Consider the following 16771-nt stretch of genomic DNA (forward strand, 5'->3'; position numbering starts at 1 on the left):
TGGCCGTGCGACATTCCGGCTCGTCCGGCCACTTGCTGAAACCATTCACCAGGTTGGCCAAAGCCTGCGGTCCAAAATCGGAGAGCTGGCCGCGATGCATTACACTCGCGATTGCGACTGTGGCCGTGCGACATTCCGGCTCGTCCGGCCACTTGCTGAAACCATTCACCAGGTTGGCCAAAGCCTGCGGTCCAAAATCGGAGAGCTGGCCGCGACGCATTATACCCGCGATTGCGACTGTGGCCTTTCGACAATCCGGCTCCCCCGGCCACTTGCTGCAACCGTTCACCAGGTTCGTCAGGTGCTGCGGTTCAAAATCGGAGAGCTTGCGGGAAAGCACCGCACCGACGATTGCGACTGTCGCCTTGCGACAATGCGGCTCGATCGGCCACTTGCTGAAACCGTTCACTAGGACGGCCAAGGCCTTTGGATCAAAATGGGAGAGCTGGCCTGGACGCATCCCACCGGCGACTGCGGCTGTAGCCTTGCGACAATTCGGCTCGTCCGGCCACTTGCTGAAACCGTTCACCAGATTGGCCAAGGCCTGTGGATCAAAATCGGAGAGCTTGCGGGAAAGCACCGTACTGGCAATTGCAACTGCGGCCTTGCGACAATCCGGCTCGTCCGGCCACTTGCTGAAACCATTCACCAGGTTCACGAGCTCTTGCGGCTTAAAATCGGAGAGCTTGCGGGAAAGCACCGCATGGGCGACCGCAACTGTGGCCTCGCGACAATCCGGCTCGTTCGGCCACTTGCTGACACCGTTCACCAGATTCGTCAGGTGCTGCGGTTCAAAATCAGATAGCTTACGGGAAAGCATCGCACCGGCGATTGCGACTGTGGCCTCGCGACAATGCGGCTCGACCGGCCACTTGCTGAAGCCGTTCACCAGGACTGCCAAGGCCTGTGGATCAAAATAGGAGAGCTCGCCGCCACGCACCTCGCCGGCGATTGCGACTGTGGCCTTGCGACAATCCGGCTCGACCGGCCACTTGCTGAAACCGTTCACCAGGTTCGCCAAAGTCTGCGGATCAAAACAGGAGAGCTCGCCGCCACGCACCTCGCCGGCGATTGCGATTGTGGCGCTGCGACAATCCGGCTCGACCGGCCACTTGCTGAAACCGTTCACCAGGACCGCCAAGGCCTGCGAATCAAAATGGGAGAGCTTGCCGCCGCGCACCTCACCGGCGACTACGACTGTGGCCTTGCGACAACCCGGCTCGACCGGCCACTTGCTGAAACCGTTCACCAAGTTCGCCAAGGCGTGCGGTTCAAAATCGGAAAGCTGGCCCGGACGCACCTCATCGGCGATTGCGAGTATTGCCTTCCGACAACCTGGCTCGTCCGGCCACTTGCTGAAACCGTTCACCAGGTTCGCCAGGTCCTGCGATTCAAAATCGGAGAGCTGGTGGGGACGCACCTTACCAGCGATTGCGACTGCGGCCTTACGACAACCTGGCTCGACCGGCCACTTACTGAAACCATTCACCAGGTTCACTAGCTCTTGCGGCTTAAAATCGGAGAGCTTGCGGGAAAGCACCCCATCGGCGATTACGACTGTCGCCTCGCGACAGGAAAGTTCTTTCGGCCACTTGCTAAATCCGTTCACCAGGTTCGCCAAGGCCTGCTGATTGAAGGCAGAGAGATTGCCGCGATGCACCTGGCCAGCGATTGCGACTATGGCCTTGCGACAATCTGGCTCGTCCCGCCACTTGCTGAGACCATTCACAAGGTTCGCAAGGTGCTGCAGTTCAAAATCGGCGGGCTTGCGAGAAAGCACCGCACCGGCGATTGCGACTGTGGCCTTGCAACAGGACGGTTCTTTCGGCCACTTGCTGAAACCGTTCACCAGGTTCACCAGGTGCCGCGGTTCAAAATCGGATAGCTTGCGGGAATGCACCGCACTGGCGATTGCGACTGTGGCCTTGCGGCAGTCCGGCTCGTCCGGCCACTTGCTGAAACCGTTCACCAGGACCGCCAAGGTCTGTCGTTCAAAATGGGACACCTGGCGGCCACGCACCTCACCGGCGATTGCGACAGTAGCCTCGCAACAGGATGGTTCGTCCGGCCACTTGCTGAAACCGTTCACCAGGACCGCCAAGGTCTGTCGTTCAAAATGTGAGAGCTGGCCGCCATGCACCTCACCGGCGATCGCGATCGTGGCCTTACGACATCCTGGTTCGTCGGGCCACTTGCTGAAACCGTTCACCAGGTTCGTCAGGTGCAGCGGTTCAAAATGGGAGAGCTGGCCAGGACGCACCTCACCGGCGATTGCGACTGTGGCCCTACGACAACCAGGCTCGTCGGGCCACTTGCTGAAACCGTTCACCAGGTTCGCCAAGGCCCGCGGCTCAAAATGGGAGAGCTGGCCAGGACGCACCTCACCGGCGATTGCGACTGTGGCCTTACGACAACCGGGCTCGTCAGGCCACTTGCTGAAACCGTTCACCAGGTTCACCAAGTGCTGCTTATTAAACTCAGAAAGGCGGTGGGGACGCACGCTATCAGCAATTGCGACAGCCGCCATACGACAACCTGGCTCGCTCGGCCACTTGCAGAAGCCGTTCACCAGAGTCGCCAGCTCCTGCGGCTTAAAGTCGGATCGTTTGCGGGAAAGCATCTCACTGGCGATCGCAGCTGCCGCCTTCCGACAGGAGGGTTCTTTCGGCCACTTGCTGAAACTGTTTACCAGCAATGACAGATCTTGACCGTTCGGCTCCTCACGCACTCTGTTTTCGCCGCAATACAATTTGGCGACTTTCGTCGTTGCATCGCGGCATTTAGTCGAGCCTGGGTGACGACCGAATGACAATGCGAAGAGCGAAAGCGCCCCCGGCTCCACTTTCCTCATTAGCTGGTGAGCAAGCCGCGATACCTGTTCTGCCATGGCCTTGCAGGCTAGTATGCCTGCCTGACCTCCGGCCTCCCTACTTACCGCATTGCATGTCGTAGCGTAGCACCAGGATTTCTCGCTATGGACAGCATCTTCCAAGCGCGGAACAAATTCCCTTTCGAAATGAGTTGCGACCTTTTGCAGGAAGGTTGCCAACCACGGCATCCTCAGCTGCTTGGGATTATTTCGGCTTGTATGATCGACCACGACCCTTGAGAATGCATCGATATCGGATTTGAGACAAGCGCGTTGAATGGCCTCCAGCGCTTTACGAAGCTTTGCTTCAAGATCTACACGTCCATGTCGCTCCAAGTCTGTAAGGTGCAGGTTGTATGCGCCCACCTCATCGGTGCGCTGCTTTGCCCCGCTCTGTATGGACGCGGATTGCCTCTGTGATACGAACGCGCCTGTTTGCGAGCGTCTAGTTACTGGATCGACCGGCCAGTTTTCGTCGCCTGAACGCGACGAACCTGCGCCCCAACCTTGTACGCCACGCTCCGACACGGAGAAAGGATCACCGCGCCTCCCACCGGTTGCGTATTGTGCAGCCGCGTGGATTTGATGTGAGCCACCGGAGGGATCGGCAAGCCCATCACGGAAGACATCACGAGGACCAGACGCTGCGCGAGCAGAGGCCTTTAGCTCTCGAGGCCCAGCGTGCATCTGCCCCACGACAGAAGCGTACGTTTTGCTACCTTCTCCATCGCCGAGACCGGGCTCAGTGCGAGACGCGCACGCTCCACCGGTCCTGTCGGCTTCAAACCCTGCAATGTGCAACTTCCCGACTCGGCCAATGCCCGTCATCATCGCCCGCGATCAAATGGTCCGGGAGGTACGTAGCGAGTCACACTTCGCAATCGTAGTTTCGCAATAGTGGAGAGAACAACAATCATTGGCTGCTTTGTTATAGAGATGCGCCGCCCCCCCACTGCAAAAGCGTACTTCATCACGGAAGCGGCCAAGCCGGGCGAGTTGCCGCTTCCGCGTGCTTGCTCTCCGTCACTGCATTTCGCAGCGTTGATTTGACCACGAATATCAGAAGCATCCTGTGGGGCGGCAAGACACTTGGTCGATGGAGTCGGATTCGACTTGGCCCTGTGCGGCGCAACCAGCAAGCCCTGTGATGCAATCCCGGTGCGTTGCGCCGCCTGAAACACCGTTCCCAATTGACCATTTGTGATACGCATTTCCTATCACCTCTAGTAGGTGAACCGCCTGCCACTGAACTGTCACTTGGCAACGGCTAGGGTCTCGGCTTTTGAATCGAGATCAGGTGTCGTAATCAGCTCGCGTCCTGCAAGAGGTCTTATTTGAAGCACTTTTCGTACCTGCGCAATCAGCAAGGCGCTCACGGCTTCCGCGGCGGGGGCGAGGTCGCCAGAAGAGATGAGGCAGGCTGTCAGATGGATCGGTGGATCTATCACGAGCGGCCTCAGATCTTCGTCGCCTGGAATATCGGGAATTTCGCCCTTGGGCATGATCGCATTTGCGAGACCGGCCCTGACAAAGGAGAGCGCACTGGCGAAGGTGTCGACTTCTGCGATGCAGTTCGGCATCACGCCGGCCACTTCAAACGTCCGATCTAGTACGTCGCGAATTGTGTTTGGGCGCGTCGGCAATACAAGGGGGAGCTCGGCCAATTCCTCAACCGAAACGGCGGGAGCGACTTCTCCTGTATCGGGAGGACGTACCAGGTGGAGTCGCTGCTGAAAGAGTGACTGCCGAGCAACACCTGAGGTGGGTTCATCCTCAAGCACAGCGCAGATATCAAGCGCTCGTGATACGATGAGCGGCTTCATCTGAAGAGAGTCACCCGCAACAAGATGGAGGCGTACTTTTGGCAGCACTCTCCGGCTGGCTTTTATCAGGGCGCAGGCGAACGAAGCGGCGAGCGCTGAGGACATGCCGAGCCTTACAACACCTTCCGGTTCTCCTGCCGTAGAGCGGATGATGCCGCGCAGTTGGTCAACCTGTTGAAGAATGGACGTGGCCTCACGATAAAAGACCTTGCCCTCGCGAGTCGGGCGAACGCCGCGTACGCTACGGTGCAGCAGCACGACGCCAAGCTCGGCTTCCAAGGCAGCCATCTGCTGACTCAGGGCCGGCTGCGCCACGTGGATTGTCGCCGCTGCTTGGCAAAAACTACCAGCATCCACGATGCCCGTGAAATATCGGAGATGACGTAGTTGCATAAAGCTGGAAGACATAGCACCCAAGAAACGTCGTCGTTCAGGCGATATTCCGGATAATACCATTGAGCGCTTCGTGAACCGCTTTGATAACGGTCGAATTCAGGCTCAAGAGTGTAGTGTGTGTGTTCATTGAGAGCTGAAGCTTGAGCTGATCCATGGTGTCGTCCGGATTCATGGTCGCCATGTGACTTCTTAGGTTGCGTTCCGATGCCGCAACAGATCTGCCAAGAGGCCCACTTATCGTCCTGAAATCCACCTTACCCCTCCAAGCCAGAGGACAGACCGCTGTGGTGGTGCATCCATGTTGTATTAACAACGTCTGTTGCCGCATCTATTGCGTCAAGCAACGTGCACAATGCGTCGAAATGACGCCGCGTGACGCCGCCATCCATGTCACGTTTCAACGATTGTCGCCAACTCTCAAACTCTCTCTTGAGGGCAGATAGCTCTGCGCCATCGACGTCATCTACCAGGTGTTTCTGCAGCTCAAGCATGGCCAGATGCTCGCTCACAGTTGATCCTCCTCTGCTATCCATTCCGGGTTGTTCGGATAGGGAACGTGCACGTCGGCCTCTCCGATACGGACAAGCATTCCGTCGCGATCGATGACAACGATCTTGCCGAAATGATCGATGTTGTCGCCGACTTTCAGGCGCGTTCCGTTCTGAACGACGATGAATGGAGACCGGCCGAGGTGCACACCTCTCGCTGTCGGCAATACCACTGGCGAACAGTGTGCCTCTAGCCGAATGTGGGGCGCGAACTCCTCCTCAAAGCGGGAGGCAACGGTCTTCCATTCGCTATAGGCGGTTGGGGTAAGCGCCCCCGAAACCAGGATGACGTCTGGCTTCACCACGATGCGAATGGAGCGACGGAGTTCGGCTGTCGTCGCTGTCTCCAGAAAGGTTCGTGCGCGGTCCGGCGTTGTGACTGTGTCATCAATTGTGCGGACTCCGGGAATATCCTGCTGCAGGCGATGAAGGGCCGCTTTGACGACTGCATCACTCGGGCCATATCCCGCTATTGATATCCCTCCGGCGCTTCCCACGCGAACACTCCCCTCGATACCGAATGCCCGTATTACGGTCGTTGACAGGTCGATGATCTTTGCATCAGACAGGGCGGTGGCGGTCGCCAATTTCGGTGTTACCTCTGCTGTTAGCCCGGCGTCGCGTAGGGCTGCTTTGATCTTTGTCGCCTCTCCAGGTCCCAAGTCGCCGTCGATGATCAGCTTATCATCGGAGAGGGCGATGCTGAGCCCGCTTCGGACCTTCAAATCGCGAAGGACGTTCCTGGCAATTTTGATCGGATCGGTACCCGGAACAGGGGCCGAGGTGAAAGAGGAAACAACACTCGCTATCCCGGCGTAAGTTCCGTAGACGATGATCAGAAGGCCGCAAGCGGCTGCACCAAGCCGAAATGGCCGAGGTATCGAGTTCATCCCAAGACCAGCTTCTCGCCCCCCGGTCGCCGGTTCGTCGGGAGCTGGGGGGGCACGCTCTGCATCCGGCCTTCTGCCCTCGACCACGGCGTCGATCTCGGGAAAGCTGCCACCGGTCGGGCCGATACTGAAAATCGTCCGCCCAACCTGAACCGGAGTGAGTGGATCGAGGGTCGTCGGGCACTCTGTTAGACAATCACTACCGCAGATGAGCACACCCGGTGCGAGTGCGGTGATCTGGATTTGCCCGGCCTCGATGACAATGCGAAGATGTGAGTCAACCAGTTCCGGATCTGCGAAGGTAAGGTCGTCAGCGTCATGGCTACCGACTAGCCACGCTCCATCGCCGAGCGATGTCTCGGCCCCCTTGTTGGGGCCAGATAGCACATGCAAGGACAGCTGGGTCTGATCGCCCGTGAGAACATCTTGTTCTATGTTCGCGTTTTTCATTGCAGCGATATCCTTCCCAATGGCTGTATGGAGATATCGGGGGGAAGCTCCTGATACGATAGCACTGGAAGTTCGTAGAATTCGGTTTCGATGACCTTGCGTACGTATCGACGTATATCCATTGAAGCCAGCAGCACCGGCTTGTGCGGCTGCTGGTTAAGGTTGCCGATAGCCTCTCGTATCGCGTCAATGATCTGCCCTGTGGTTCGAGCGTCAAGGGCGAGATAACTGCCGGCGGAAGTCTGCCGAATGGCGTTGCGCACGGTATCTTCCACGTCTGGCGTAAGAAGGTAAGCGGGCAGCAGGTTCCTGCCGATACAATACGGCGTGCAGAGTTGCCTCCTTAGCGCACAGCGCACATGCTCCGTCAGCAGGACAATGTCTTTTTCGATCTGTGCGCGTTCGACCAGTGCGGCGAGGATGGTGCGCATGTTACGCAATGAAACCTCCTCCGCGATGAGTCGTTGAAAGACCTCTGAAATCTTCTGCAGAGGCGCTGAGCGCAGCACTTCCCTTACGAGCTCGGGAAACCACACCTCGACGCGATTCAAAATAGTTTTTGTCTCCTGGATCCCGACAAACTCGGCAGCATGCCTGCGCAGAATTTGACCAGTTTGGTAGCTAAGGATCTGAACCGACTCCAGGAAAGGGATGTTGGCAGCTCGCAATGATTCGCGATGTATGGCGTCCACCCAGACCGTCTCGATCCGAGGAAGGAAGGATTTGTCCAGAACATATGGAATGCCCACAAGATCGAGGTTCTCTGGAGTACCGCGTGCCAAAAGATGTTGCGATCGCAGTCGCCCTTCACCGCATGCTATTTCATTTACCATGATGACGTACGCTCCGTCCTTGCAGCTGTCGTTCACCCGCACATTGATCGCTGGAAGAGGGACGCCGAGATCAAGAAGGAGGGCGTGCCGTTCGGCATCCAATGCCTTCTTCAGCAGATCGGGAGGGATGACCGCCTGAACGTCGTGACCAATGTCGATCATCAGTGGCACGGTGAACGTGATGTCATTATCGCCGGCTTCATCACCGCCGCCGGTCGGCTCGTCCGACGCCGTTAAGCGCGCTCCCCCTCTCGCCGAGTAGCGACGCACTGCCGGTGCGGCCAGCCGCCGACTACGCTGTAGTTGCCAGCCACCGCCTCCGACTACGAGCGCCAAGATCATGAAGACTCCCGTCGGAAATCCAGGGACGAACGAAAAGAGAAGGAGAATGAATGACGCGACAATCAGCGCACGTGGTTGTGCGCTCACCTCGTCGCCGATTTCGTTGCCGAGATCTGCACCGCCATTTTCGTCACTAACCCTCGTAACGATAAACCCCGCTGTAATCGCCGTGAAGAGAGCCGGTATCTGACCGACGAGTCCGTCTCCGATGGTCAGGATAGCATAAACCTCGAGCGCCTCGTACAACCCCATTTCCTTTTGAAACGAACCAATCGCGATCCCGCCTACGATGTTCACGGCAATGCTGATCAAGCCCGCGATGGCGTCACCCTTGAGAAACTTCATGGCGCCGTCCAGGGCACCGTACAGCTGGCTCTCGCGCTCAATCGCACTGCGGCGCCGACTTGCCTCTCGCATATCAATACTGCCGGCACGCAAGTCGCCGTCAACGCTCATTTGCTTGCCCGGCATCGAATCCAGAGAAAACCGTGCAGCAACCTCCGCGACACGCTCAGATCCCTTGGTGATGACGACAAACTGAACGATCGTCATGATCAAAAAGGTGACTGCGCCCACCACGAGATTGCCGGCCACCACGAAGTCCCCGAAGGTCTTGATGATCTGGCCGGCGTCTGCATGAAGCAAGATAGTGCGTGTCGCGGCGACTCCAAGCGATAGCCGAAATAGCGTCGTCACCAAGAGGACCGACGGAAAGGAGACGAACGCAAGGGGGGATTTAATATAGACCGCCATCATCAGCAGGAGTGCCGAGAGTCCCAGGTTGGCGGCCTGGAGCACATCCATCAGGACCGGCGGCAGTGGGATGATCATCATGAAAATGATCGTGATCAGCAGCGCCACCAGAACAAGATCATTACGGCCCGACGCGACCGTTCGGACTCTGTCAAGAAACTTCACGCTAGCCACTTGCGCGCCATCCTCTGTACGTGCGTGTCCGGCAATGAGCGACGCGATGAACCGCAGACAGGTTCCCGCCTGGCGCTGATGCTTGCCCAAATCCTTTGACTAACACTCGGCGTTCGAAATCGGCCCTCGCCGTCCCGCGACAATGGTAGAAACCGCCTTGGATGCGCAGCGCCCCACCTGTCCGCAATATTCAGCGTTCGGCGGTGCGACGCGCCCGGCGGTGTTGAAATCAATTTGTCAGTCCCAGCTGCCATCCTCAGCACGCACCTAAGCGGCGATTCCCCGCGCGGCCTTGTTCTTGAGAAATTCGCTGAGCCTACGGAATAAGGTAGCGTAACGTATGCAGGTGGGCTTCTTAGGCTTCGGGACGGTTCTAAGCATTGCTGCGAATCGGCGTTTGCAATCTCCCAATTGTCGCCTTCGAAACAGTGTCGTGGCGGAAAACGATCAATAGTGTTCCCGTCCTCGGAGCGATTGGAGATGCGCGGGACATCCAGTGTCGATCCCGTCGGCTCCCCCGAGCAAGTACGGATCGCCCAACTGATACCATCGTTTTGCCCGAACATGACGCCATCTGCTAAGTCTTGATTGATCTTGTCACGGCGCGAGCAACCGCAGCGGCGGTTTGGAAAGCTCGTCTCAAGATCAGTTTGAGCTTGTCCGGAGGTAGCAATTGTCATGCCGAAACCGGTCTCGAACCAGGAAGCCAATCTTCAGCGGGAATGCAGGTCTGGCCGGCGTTTAATGAGCGGGATTTAGACGCGGTTCATTCCGTCACCCGACTTGGGTCACGTTGTGTCGATCAACGATGACATGCAAAGATAGTATTCCACTTGTGGCGTGGCGAATGATCGAAAATGGGTGCCAAGGCGACGAAGTGGCCTGCGCGGAGTTGGGGGTCACCAAGTATGAAGTTGTTCTGACGCGGGCAGTGCCATGCATCCAGACTGTGCACTTTATGACCTTCACGAGTGCGACCGAACCGGGCGTGTTCGGCCATACGAGCGCCTCAACGATGAGATCAAGCGACGGACCGAGATGGTCGGCATCTTCCCCAACGAGGATGCTATCGTTCGCCTGGTCTGTGCAATCCTGAGCGAACAAAACGACACGGGCTGAGCTTTCCGGGGAAGCGATGCACTCACCATCGGCGGCAGCAGCACGATAGTGCGCTCATTACCTGACGTTGGAGACTATTACGACTGTGAGCAATACCCATCGTCGGCTTGCTCTTGGCGGCTAGTGTTCTGTCCCGTTAATTCACAACATAGTAATTGCATCGGTTTGAGGTGTGCCGATCGAAGGAGATACCCGATGCGCACCGGACGCCCGGAGGCGATGCTGACGATTTCCGGCGATGAACGCACACAGCTCACGGCCATAACACCGCGGATTCCATCCTCCAGAAACTCACACGACCTTGTTGACGCATTTCCGGGACAGAACACTAGCTGACGCCGTCCGACTCGGCAGGATAGCGGCGGTGCTCCCTCGTCAGCTACGCCACGCCACCGACGCGATCCGAGCTGGTCTTGCGTCGAATCCAGCCCAGGCGGCGGATAGGTTAGGCTTGCCTATGTCGCTGGCAGATGCGCTGGTCGGTGGCGGACGGAGTCGACCCTCGCGGTTCGCCGGCAAGTGATGAGCAGCCGGAGATCGTGTGGTTTCTCGAGATAAGCGCCCCCGTTCGGAAAGGGATGGTGCCGAGCTACTCGAAGTAGTCCCTGCGAGCTCGTACATGGTGCTCTTCACATCAAGTGCCATGCCTCCGAATGCTCTTAGTTCCCGCGGGAAGTCCGATCAAGGCAAGCACTGTGAGCCAGCAGAGAACGATCATTCAGGAATTGACGACACAGTCGCTAAAAAGAAACGACGGCTAGACCCGCTTCCAGTAGTCCCGTGGTGTTTCCTCTGAATCGACACGTGACGCCGCCAATTGAACCGCCCGATCGTCCGGCTGTCTTACGCCGATCGCCTGAGAGGCCGCCTCCGGGGCGCTACTGTAGGATCACGAACCATCTTCAGCCCGACGATGAGGACTCCGTCATCTGGGAATAGTTCATTAGCACGAGCAATCAGCGAGCCATGATCTAGCGTACTGATTCCTTCGCCATTACGATTGGGCACTTCGGCAAACCCGCGAAGACTGCGGCAATAACGGTCAACGGCAGTCAAGGAACGCCTTTTTCAACGGAAGCACGAGTCGCGCGCTCGATGACACACTTGTCGTCCTGAGAGAGCGTATGGCGTCGAGGACTGCGATCAGCTGAGGCATCGGGTTCTCGATAGTTACGGAGTATGGTCAAAGCGCGACGCGTTCGAAGGCTTTTCTCGAGGAACTGATCAGCGTGAGCGACTCGGCGAAGAATTCGAGCATAGCACTCTGCGGTTTTGGGTGCCCATCTCCGGCGCCTAGCAGCTTGCTTGATCGCCTCGTCAATGAGCATCTCGTCATCCTACGAGGCGAGTAGGCGCCTGACAGGAGGTGGAGCACCGGGCTGACGATGATGACGCAGCCAGGGCAGAGCGAACCTCATGTGCCTGTCACTCGCGAAGAACTGTTTGACGTAATCGACCAGCGCGTCGTGATCGAGTGCAGCAATCCTCGTGCCGACCGCTCCGAGATGGTTCGCCAGTCTGCGCAGCGCCGCAAGATGTTCCGCCGCCGTGCTCAATCGCTGTATTCCTCGTCCAACGGCGGTCTGGATCGCCGCCTGGGCGAGGCTCAAGTCCTCGGGATGGGCCTGAGGATAACACCGTCGGGGGTCGATATCTGACACGGCGCCAATTGCGGACTCGGCCTGACGTTGCTGCACCTGCGGTTGCTGCGGCACGGCGGAGCAGGCCGCCTGCCACTCTGGCTCCGATGAGTTGAATTGGCTTGAGTGAAATGCATTGACTTTGCGCAGCTGCATGTGTCCCTCATACGTTTGCAGGTGACGTGAGCGCTAGCTTCAGTAATTATATGCTGCTCGGCTAGCTTATGGTTAGCAAGTGAGCCGACTTTCCGCTGCGGCTAGCCTGCCGAACTAAGCGACATCGAGTATAGCATGGGCACCATTGCGAGCGGCTATCAATTCGTTCACGGACGCGGAAGAGAGATTAAAAAAGGTATGAATGGACCGGGTCGAGGATCTTGGGTCGATGCAGCCGGTTTGATGGACACCGCCGCGGGCTAATCCAACCTTGCATTAGAACTCAAACCGAGATGGCGCATCGTTAAGACCGTTGGGTGGCCAATTGAACACTCAGTCTGGCATCGCTCCTCGTTCGATAAGTCCCCGGCGCCGTGGGCTCTGTCTCGGGTGACGAAAAGGAGCTCTCCATCGCCGGGTCGTCTTGCACTTTGCCTCGGCTGCTCTTGATGAAGACAATACCATTGTCGGCCAGCGGTTGGAACTCGTCCCTGGCATACGGCGGTCCCGGTTGGGGTGCAGCAGCGCAACCGGCTTCCCGCCGCGCCAGATCGCCATTAAGAGTGTATCCGCGACCAACCGGGCGATCATGCTCGCGTTCATCGACAGCCCATGACTAGCCAGCGACGAAGCTGCTCTTTCTCGCGATTAGAAATGCTGACAACCATTGGCGACGACCGGTTACATGACCGTGATGGCGAGTTTTGTCACCCCGTTCAGCGAGCGCGTGGCAAGCTCACCGGAGAGACCCGATGTGATCTGTTCGCTGACCTCGCAAACTTCTTACAGAGGCGCTACGACACAGAACTTCCGAGGTCCCCCACAACGGCGCCCCGCACCATTGGACGCTCCGCTGCTTAGATCCATAGATCAGAGTTCCTTCTCGTACAGCGGGCCGGCGTTCAAGGCACGCACCAAATTGTCGCATTTCTCGAGCTCCCGATATGCCTTACGTGCGGCGTCGGAGGCTTCCTGACGCGCCTGCCGAGCTTGTTCGGCTTCCGACAGTGCCTCCTCAAGGTGCCGTTCGAGCAGCCGTTCGTGGTCGTGCAGTGAGATCATCTTCGCCTTCGCCTCCTCAACATCCTTCAGAGCGACGGTTTTGCCGATCAACAAATCGTATATCTCGCGTTCCAGACGAGGGCGGTCTTGCCGCCATGTGCGGAGGATTGTCAGTGCCGCTTCGATAGCCGTGTCGCATTTGTCGATGGCTGACTGCCACACTCGTAGACTCTCGTCGGCCCGGTGATGCCGCAATTTCCTCAACTCAAGCAATTGATGTACGGCCTTCGGAGTTATGCCAGGCACGTGGCAAGCTCCTGAAGCATTGCGTCGAAGCCAATTTGTTCACATCTTGGCTGTCGCAGGAACGCCCGTATGTTCTCTATCTTGGCGATAGCCGTATCGGCGTGCGGATCGGCTCCTTTCTTGTACTCGCCGACCCGTATCAATAGTTCTACGTCGCGGTATTTCGCTAGCAGGGTCCGCAGCTCACCGGCTAACTTCTCATGCCGTGACGACACGATAGCACTCATAGCACGGCTGACGCTTTCCAGAATATCGATAGCGGGATAGTGGTTCGACGCCGCCAAGGCGCGTGAGAGCACAATGTGGCCATCCAGGATGGAACGGATTTCTTCGGCCAGTGGTTCGGCGACGTCATCGCCCTCCACAAGCACGGTGTAAAACGCGGTTATCGATCCACGATCGTTGTTGCCGGCGCGTTCCACGAGCTGCGGCAAGGTTGCAAACACCGAGGGCGGGAAACCACGCAGGGTGGCCGGTTCGCCGGCCGCCAGACCAATCTGCCTCTGGGCGCGCGCAAAGCGCGTTATCGAATCCATGAGGAGCAGCACACGCTGTCCCCGATCTCGATACCATTCTGCGATAGCCGTCGCCACGTAGGCCGCCTTCACCCGCTCCATCGCGGAACGATCAGAGGTCGCAACGACAAGAACTGAGCTCCGTCGCGCTTCTGAGCCGAGATCGAGTTCGATGAACTCCTTCACCTCTCGGCCACGCTCGCCAATCAGCGCTATCACTGTCACGTCAACCGCCGCGCTACGCACCAGCATCGACAGCAGTGTGCTCTTGCCGCCGCCTGCCGCGGCAAAGATGCCCATGCGCTGTCCTTCCCCGCACGTCAAAAGACCATCGATCGCCCGTATGCCGACTGGAAGAGCGCGATCAATTATGCGCCGCGTCAAGGGATCCGGTGCCTCGCTTTGGACTGGCACGCGGGCGTCTGGAAGCAGAGGCCCATGAGTGGATGTGTCGAGAGGACGGCCCAGACCGTCAAGTACCCGGCCAAGCAGGTTCCAGCCCGCGGGTGCCGTCAGAGGCTCTCCCATCGGAATCACCTCAGTGAGAGTAGAAAGCCCCTGTGTTTCGCCAAGCGGTGTTAGAATGGCGATGTCGTTCTGGAATCCGATGACTTCCGCGGACAATTCACAGTTGTTCTCGGGATTGCGGAGCGCGCACAGGTCGCCTATGCGGGCGCCAGGTGCCGTTGCACGGATAGTTGTCCCGACGATTTGAAGGACTCGGCCGCGGACGCGCATTGCCGACGTCTGCGCCACAACCGTGCGAGCAAGCTGGAACAAGCGATCGATGCCGTCGTGCGAAGAATGAATGGCGGTGACTGCCCTTGGCTGCTCGGGTTGCCCGGAAATCACGGTGCAAAGGCCTTTAGGCTGCTGCGCAGGCCGGCTTCGATCGCCGCTAATTGGCTTTCGATCGTGGCGTCGACCAGTCCAGCATCGGTCTCAAGGATGCAGCCGGCATCTTTGACACGCGGATCAGAAATTACTTCGACGACGGCGCGCGACGTCGCCGTCGAGAGCAGTTCGTCCAATTGTCTGCGAACTGTTTCGACATGCGCCGGTGCCACGCGTAAGCGGACGAGGGAGCTATGACCTGTGAATTTGAGGCTATTCAAAGCGATCCGCACCGCCGCATCATCCGGCCCGATGGTATCGATTACCCGACGTGCGATCTGTAGGCCCATGTCGACAATCCGCTCTTGATTCTCCTCCATGATCCGCAGAGACGCCACCGCGATCGCGGTCAAACGTTGTTCGATGGCCGCTTGCGCCGTTGTCAGCGCGGCTTCCTTGGCTGCCGTCTCGATCATCCCTGCGCTTTCGCGCGCCTCATCCACCAGCGCGTCCGCATCGCGTCGCGCCTGAGCGAGCAATTGCTCTGCGTCTACGATCGTCTGTGCGTTTTCTGCCGGCAGGACGCGCCCTGGGCCCAGGATCCGGACCCTGCCAGACGTCAGTTGAACCAATGCGACCATGTTGGCATCTTTTTGCGGGCCAGGCGCCGCATCGCACGAAAGGCATCTTCGCCGGCACTGTCGTCACGGCAGGCGTCCGCCACCACCATCCAGATCGCTGCAGGTCGGCGCAATCGTAGTCGGGCCCGCAGCCCATGTGGAATGGCGCCTATTGCGAGGCCGAACATCACCGCACCGCGGTAGAGGAATGCGTTAGGCCCAACCGGCATCTCGGAAACGCTAACCGCGGACATCAGTTCGGCGGTCGGTCGCGGTAGCAAGACGGCATGCGAAACGAATGCCAAGGCCTCTTCTCCGAGAACGGCGCGTGCCGCCAAAACATCGGCCATCCGAAGAAGGCCGATGAGGCTGGACACGCCGGTCCAAGCTCCAGCGAAGCAGATAAGGCGTGCAGCGTCCGGCGTCGGCAGAAATGCGAGCCGGCTTCGTGGTGCGTTGCCGGCCGAAATAATCGCCGACGCTTCACCACCTTGGCCGCGAAGCAGCCAACGTCCAAGCTTGACGCGAATAAACGGGTCGGACTGAGCAAGGTCCAGAGGCATCCATTCGGGCCAATCGGTTGCTATTGTATCATCGAAATTGGCCGCAGGATCGGCGATGCAGCGCATCATCGCTCCCGCCCACGACGTATCGAGCCATTCATCCTGCATTGTTGCTGAGCTCATTGCGAGCATAGTCGGATTGTTCGCTTCGCCGAAGTTCATGACGCTGCCATAGCGTTCCCATGGCTAAAGCGCCGCCGCCATATGAGACAGACGAGCACTGCGTTGCCAATCAGCGATGCCGCCATGCCGGCGACGAGGCCGATCAAGAGGCGCGATGAGTAGCTACGTTCGAACGCTCCGGCAGTCACTTCCGTTCGACGAAGCGTGGTATTGTCCTGATTTGCCTCTACAAGGGCAACTGAGACATGATCATAGGACAGGCCCTTCACGCTATTTGCGACCAGCTCCTTGATCTTCGGCACGACCTGATCGATCGGGGCACCGGGCTTGTGACGGACGAGCACAGCGGCAGTTGGCGGGGCGGGCGGACTACGATCGTCACTCGCACTTTCCGGCAACACCGCGTGGACCCGGGCATTGAGCACGCCGTCGATACTGGACAGAGTCTGCGAAAGCTCCTGTGTGACGCCATAAATGTAGCGCACACGCTCTTCTGTGTCCGATGAGATCATCCGGTCCTTCTTGAAGAGAGTGCCCAAATCGGCAAAATGATCGCGAGGCCACCCGGCGCTGTCCAACACAGCCATGGCAAGCGGCACGTCTTCTGTTGGCACCACGAGCGAGGTCGTGCCGCCGGTTTCGGCCGTCCGTTCCGCGTGGATGCCTTGTCGCATCAGCAATGCAAGCATTTCGTTCCCCTCGCGCGCTGAGAGGTTGCGATAGAGCTCAATCTTCGATCCGCAGCCGACCAGCATGAATAGCACCAGAAGTGCCACCGCCCGCTTCAATACAAGAACCACGCCCCGCATCACCGT

At 58.4% G+C, this 16771-nt stretch carries 11 protein-coding genes and 2 pseudogenes; 1 reads left to right on the plus strand and 12 read right to left on the minus strand.

The window, feature by feature from the left end; translation table 11 throughout:
* The 6 genes and pseudogenes from ABIB90_RS39660 to sctV all read right to left on the minus strand — a co-directional run.
* Positions 1 to 2728 (minus strand): annotated as a pseudogene (locus ABIB90_RS39660) (hypothetical protein); the annotation flags it as partial.
* A gap of 1394 nt (positions 2729 to 4122) precedes the next feature.
* Positions 4123 to 5100, minus strand: a complete 978-nt coding sequence (locus ABIB90_RS39665; protein ID WP_354202794.1) for a LysR substrate-binding domain-containing protein — start codon at positions 5098 to 5100, stop codon at positions 4123 to 4125.
* 22 nt (positions 5101 to 5122) lie between these two features.
* A complete protein-coding gene (locus ABIB90_RS39670) occupies positions 5123 to 5416 on the minus strand; it encodes an EscF/YscF/HrpA family type III secretion system needle major subunit (protein ID WP_354202795.1) in 294 nt (97 codons plus the stop codon).
* Complete coding sequence (locus ABIB90_RS39675) at positions 5343 to 5597, minus strand: hypothetical protein (protein ID WP_027520076.1); 255 nt, start codon at positions 5595 to 5597, stop codon at positions 5343 to 5345. The genes ABIB90_RS39670 and ABIB90_RS39675 overlap by 74 nt, the downstream gene beginning before the upstream one ends.
* Positions 5594 to 6976 (minus strand): FHA domain-containing protein, encoded by a 1383-nt coding sequence (locus tag ABIB90_RS39680; protein ID WP_354202796.1) that lies wholly within the window; start codon positions 6974 to 6976, stop codon positions 5594 to 5596. Before ABIB90_RS39680 ends, ABIB90_RS39675 begins: the two co-directional genes overlap by 4 nt.
* Entirely contained in the window at positions 6973 to 9069 is a 2097-nt protein-coding gene (gene sctV / locus ABIB90_RS39685; RefSeq protein ID WP_354202797.1) for a type III secretion system export apparatus subunit SctV, read from the minus strand. Before sctV ends, ABIB90_RS39680 begins: the two co-directional genes overlap by 4 nt.
* Before the next feature lie 1005 nt (positions 9070 to 10074).
* On the opposite strand from sctV, the pseudogene ABIB90_RS39690 reads away from it, so the two are divergent.
* Positions 10075 to 10188, plus strand: a pseudogene (locus ABIB90_RS39690) (transposase); the annotation flags it as partial.
* A 1346-nt stretch (positions 10189 to 11534) separates the two neighbouring features.
* Here ABIB90_RS39690 and ABIB90_RS39695 read toward each other — a convergent pair.
* The 6 genes from ABIB90_RS39695 to sctJ all read right to left on the minus strand — a co-directional run bounded on the left by ABIB90_RS39695 (position 11535) and on the right by sctJ (position 16765).
* Positions 11535 to 11993: a hypothetical protein gene (locus ABIB90_RS39695; protein ID WP_035969047.1), complete on the minus strand. Its 459-nt coding sequence runs from the start codon at positions 11991 to 11993 to the stop codon at positions 11535 to 11537.
* Between the two features lie 870 nt (positions 11994 to 12863).
* Positions 12864 to 13301, minus strand: coding sequence for a type III secretion system stalk subunit SctO (sctO, locus tag ABIB90_RS39700; protein ID WP_084462397.1), 438 nt, complete (start codon positions 13299 to 13301; stop codon positions 12864 to 12866).
* Positions 13289 to 14668: a type III secretion system ATPase SctN gene (gene sctN, locus ABIB90_RS39705; protein WP_354101485.1), complete on the minus strand. Its 1380-nt coding sequence runs from the start codon at positions 14666 to 14668 to the stop codon at positions 13289 to 13291. Before sctN ends, sctO begins: the two co-directional genes overlap by 13 nt.
* On the minus strand, positions 14665 to 15291 hold the full coding sequence (locus ABIB90_RS39710; protein ID WP_027520082.1) for a FliH/SctL family protein: 627 nt from the start codon (positions 15289 to 15291) through the stop codon (positions 14665 to 14667). Before ABIB90_RS39710 ends, sctN begins: the two co-directional genes overlap by 4 nt.
* Complete coding sequence (locus tag ABIB90_RS39715; RefSeq protein WP_354101484.1) at positions 15270 to 15995, minus strand: hypothetical protein; 726 nt, start codon at positions 15993 to 15995, stop codon at positions 15270 to 15272. Before ABIB90_RS39715 ends, ABIB90_RS39710 begins: the two co-directional genes overlap by 22 nt.
* Entirely contained in the window at positions 15992 to 16765 is a 774-nt protein-coding gene (gene sctJ, locus ABIB90_RS39720; protein ID WP_354202798.1) for a type III secretion system inner membrane ring lipoprotein SctJ, read from the minus strand. Before sctJ ends, ABIB90_RS39715 begins: the two co-directional genes overlap by 4 nt.
* Positions 16766 to 16771 lie beyond the last annotated feature (6 nt).

Source organism: Bradyrhizobium sp. JR4.1 (assembly GCF_040548605.1).
GTDB classification, from domain to species: Bacteria; Pseudomonadota; Alphaproteobacteria; order Rhizobiales; family Xanthobacteraceae; genus Bradyrhizobium; species Bradyrhizobium canariense.

Excerpts from the sequence above, each read along its gene's own strand:
- ABIB90_RS39665 (WP_354202794.1), bottom strand. The coding sequence starts at position 5,100 with ATGTCTTCCAGCTTTATGCAACTACGTCATCTCCGATATTTCACGGGC.
- ABIB90_RS39670 (WP_354202795.1), bottom strand. The coding sequence starts at position 5,416 with ATGCGGCAACAGACGTTGTTAATACAACATGGATGCACCACCACAGCG.
- ABIB90_RS39680 (WP_354202796.1), bottom strand. The coding sequence starts at position 6,976 with ATGAAAAACGCGAACATAGAACAAGATGTTCTCACGGGCGATCAGACC.
- ABIB90_RS39695 (WP_035969047.1), bottom strand. The coding sequence starts at position 11,993 with ATGCAGCTGCGCAAAGTCAATGCATTTCACTCAAGCCAATTCAACTCA.
- ABIB90_RS39710 (WP_027520082.1), bottom strand. The coding sequence starts at position 15,291 with ATGGTCGCATTGGTTCAACTGACGTCTGGCAGGGTCCGGATCCTGGGC.
- ABIB90_RS39715 (WP_354101484.1), bottom strand. The coding sequence starts at position 15,995 with ATGAACTTCGGCGAAGCGAACAATCCGACTATGCTCGCAATGAGCTCA.
- sctJ (WP_354202798.1), bottom strand. The coding sequence starts at position 16,765 with ATGCGGGGCGTGGTTCTTGTATTGAAGCGGGCGGTGGCACTTCTGGTG.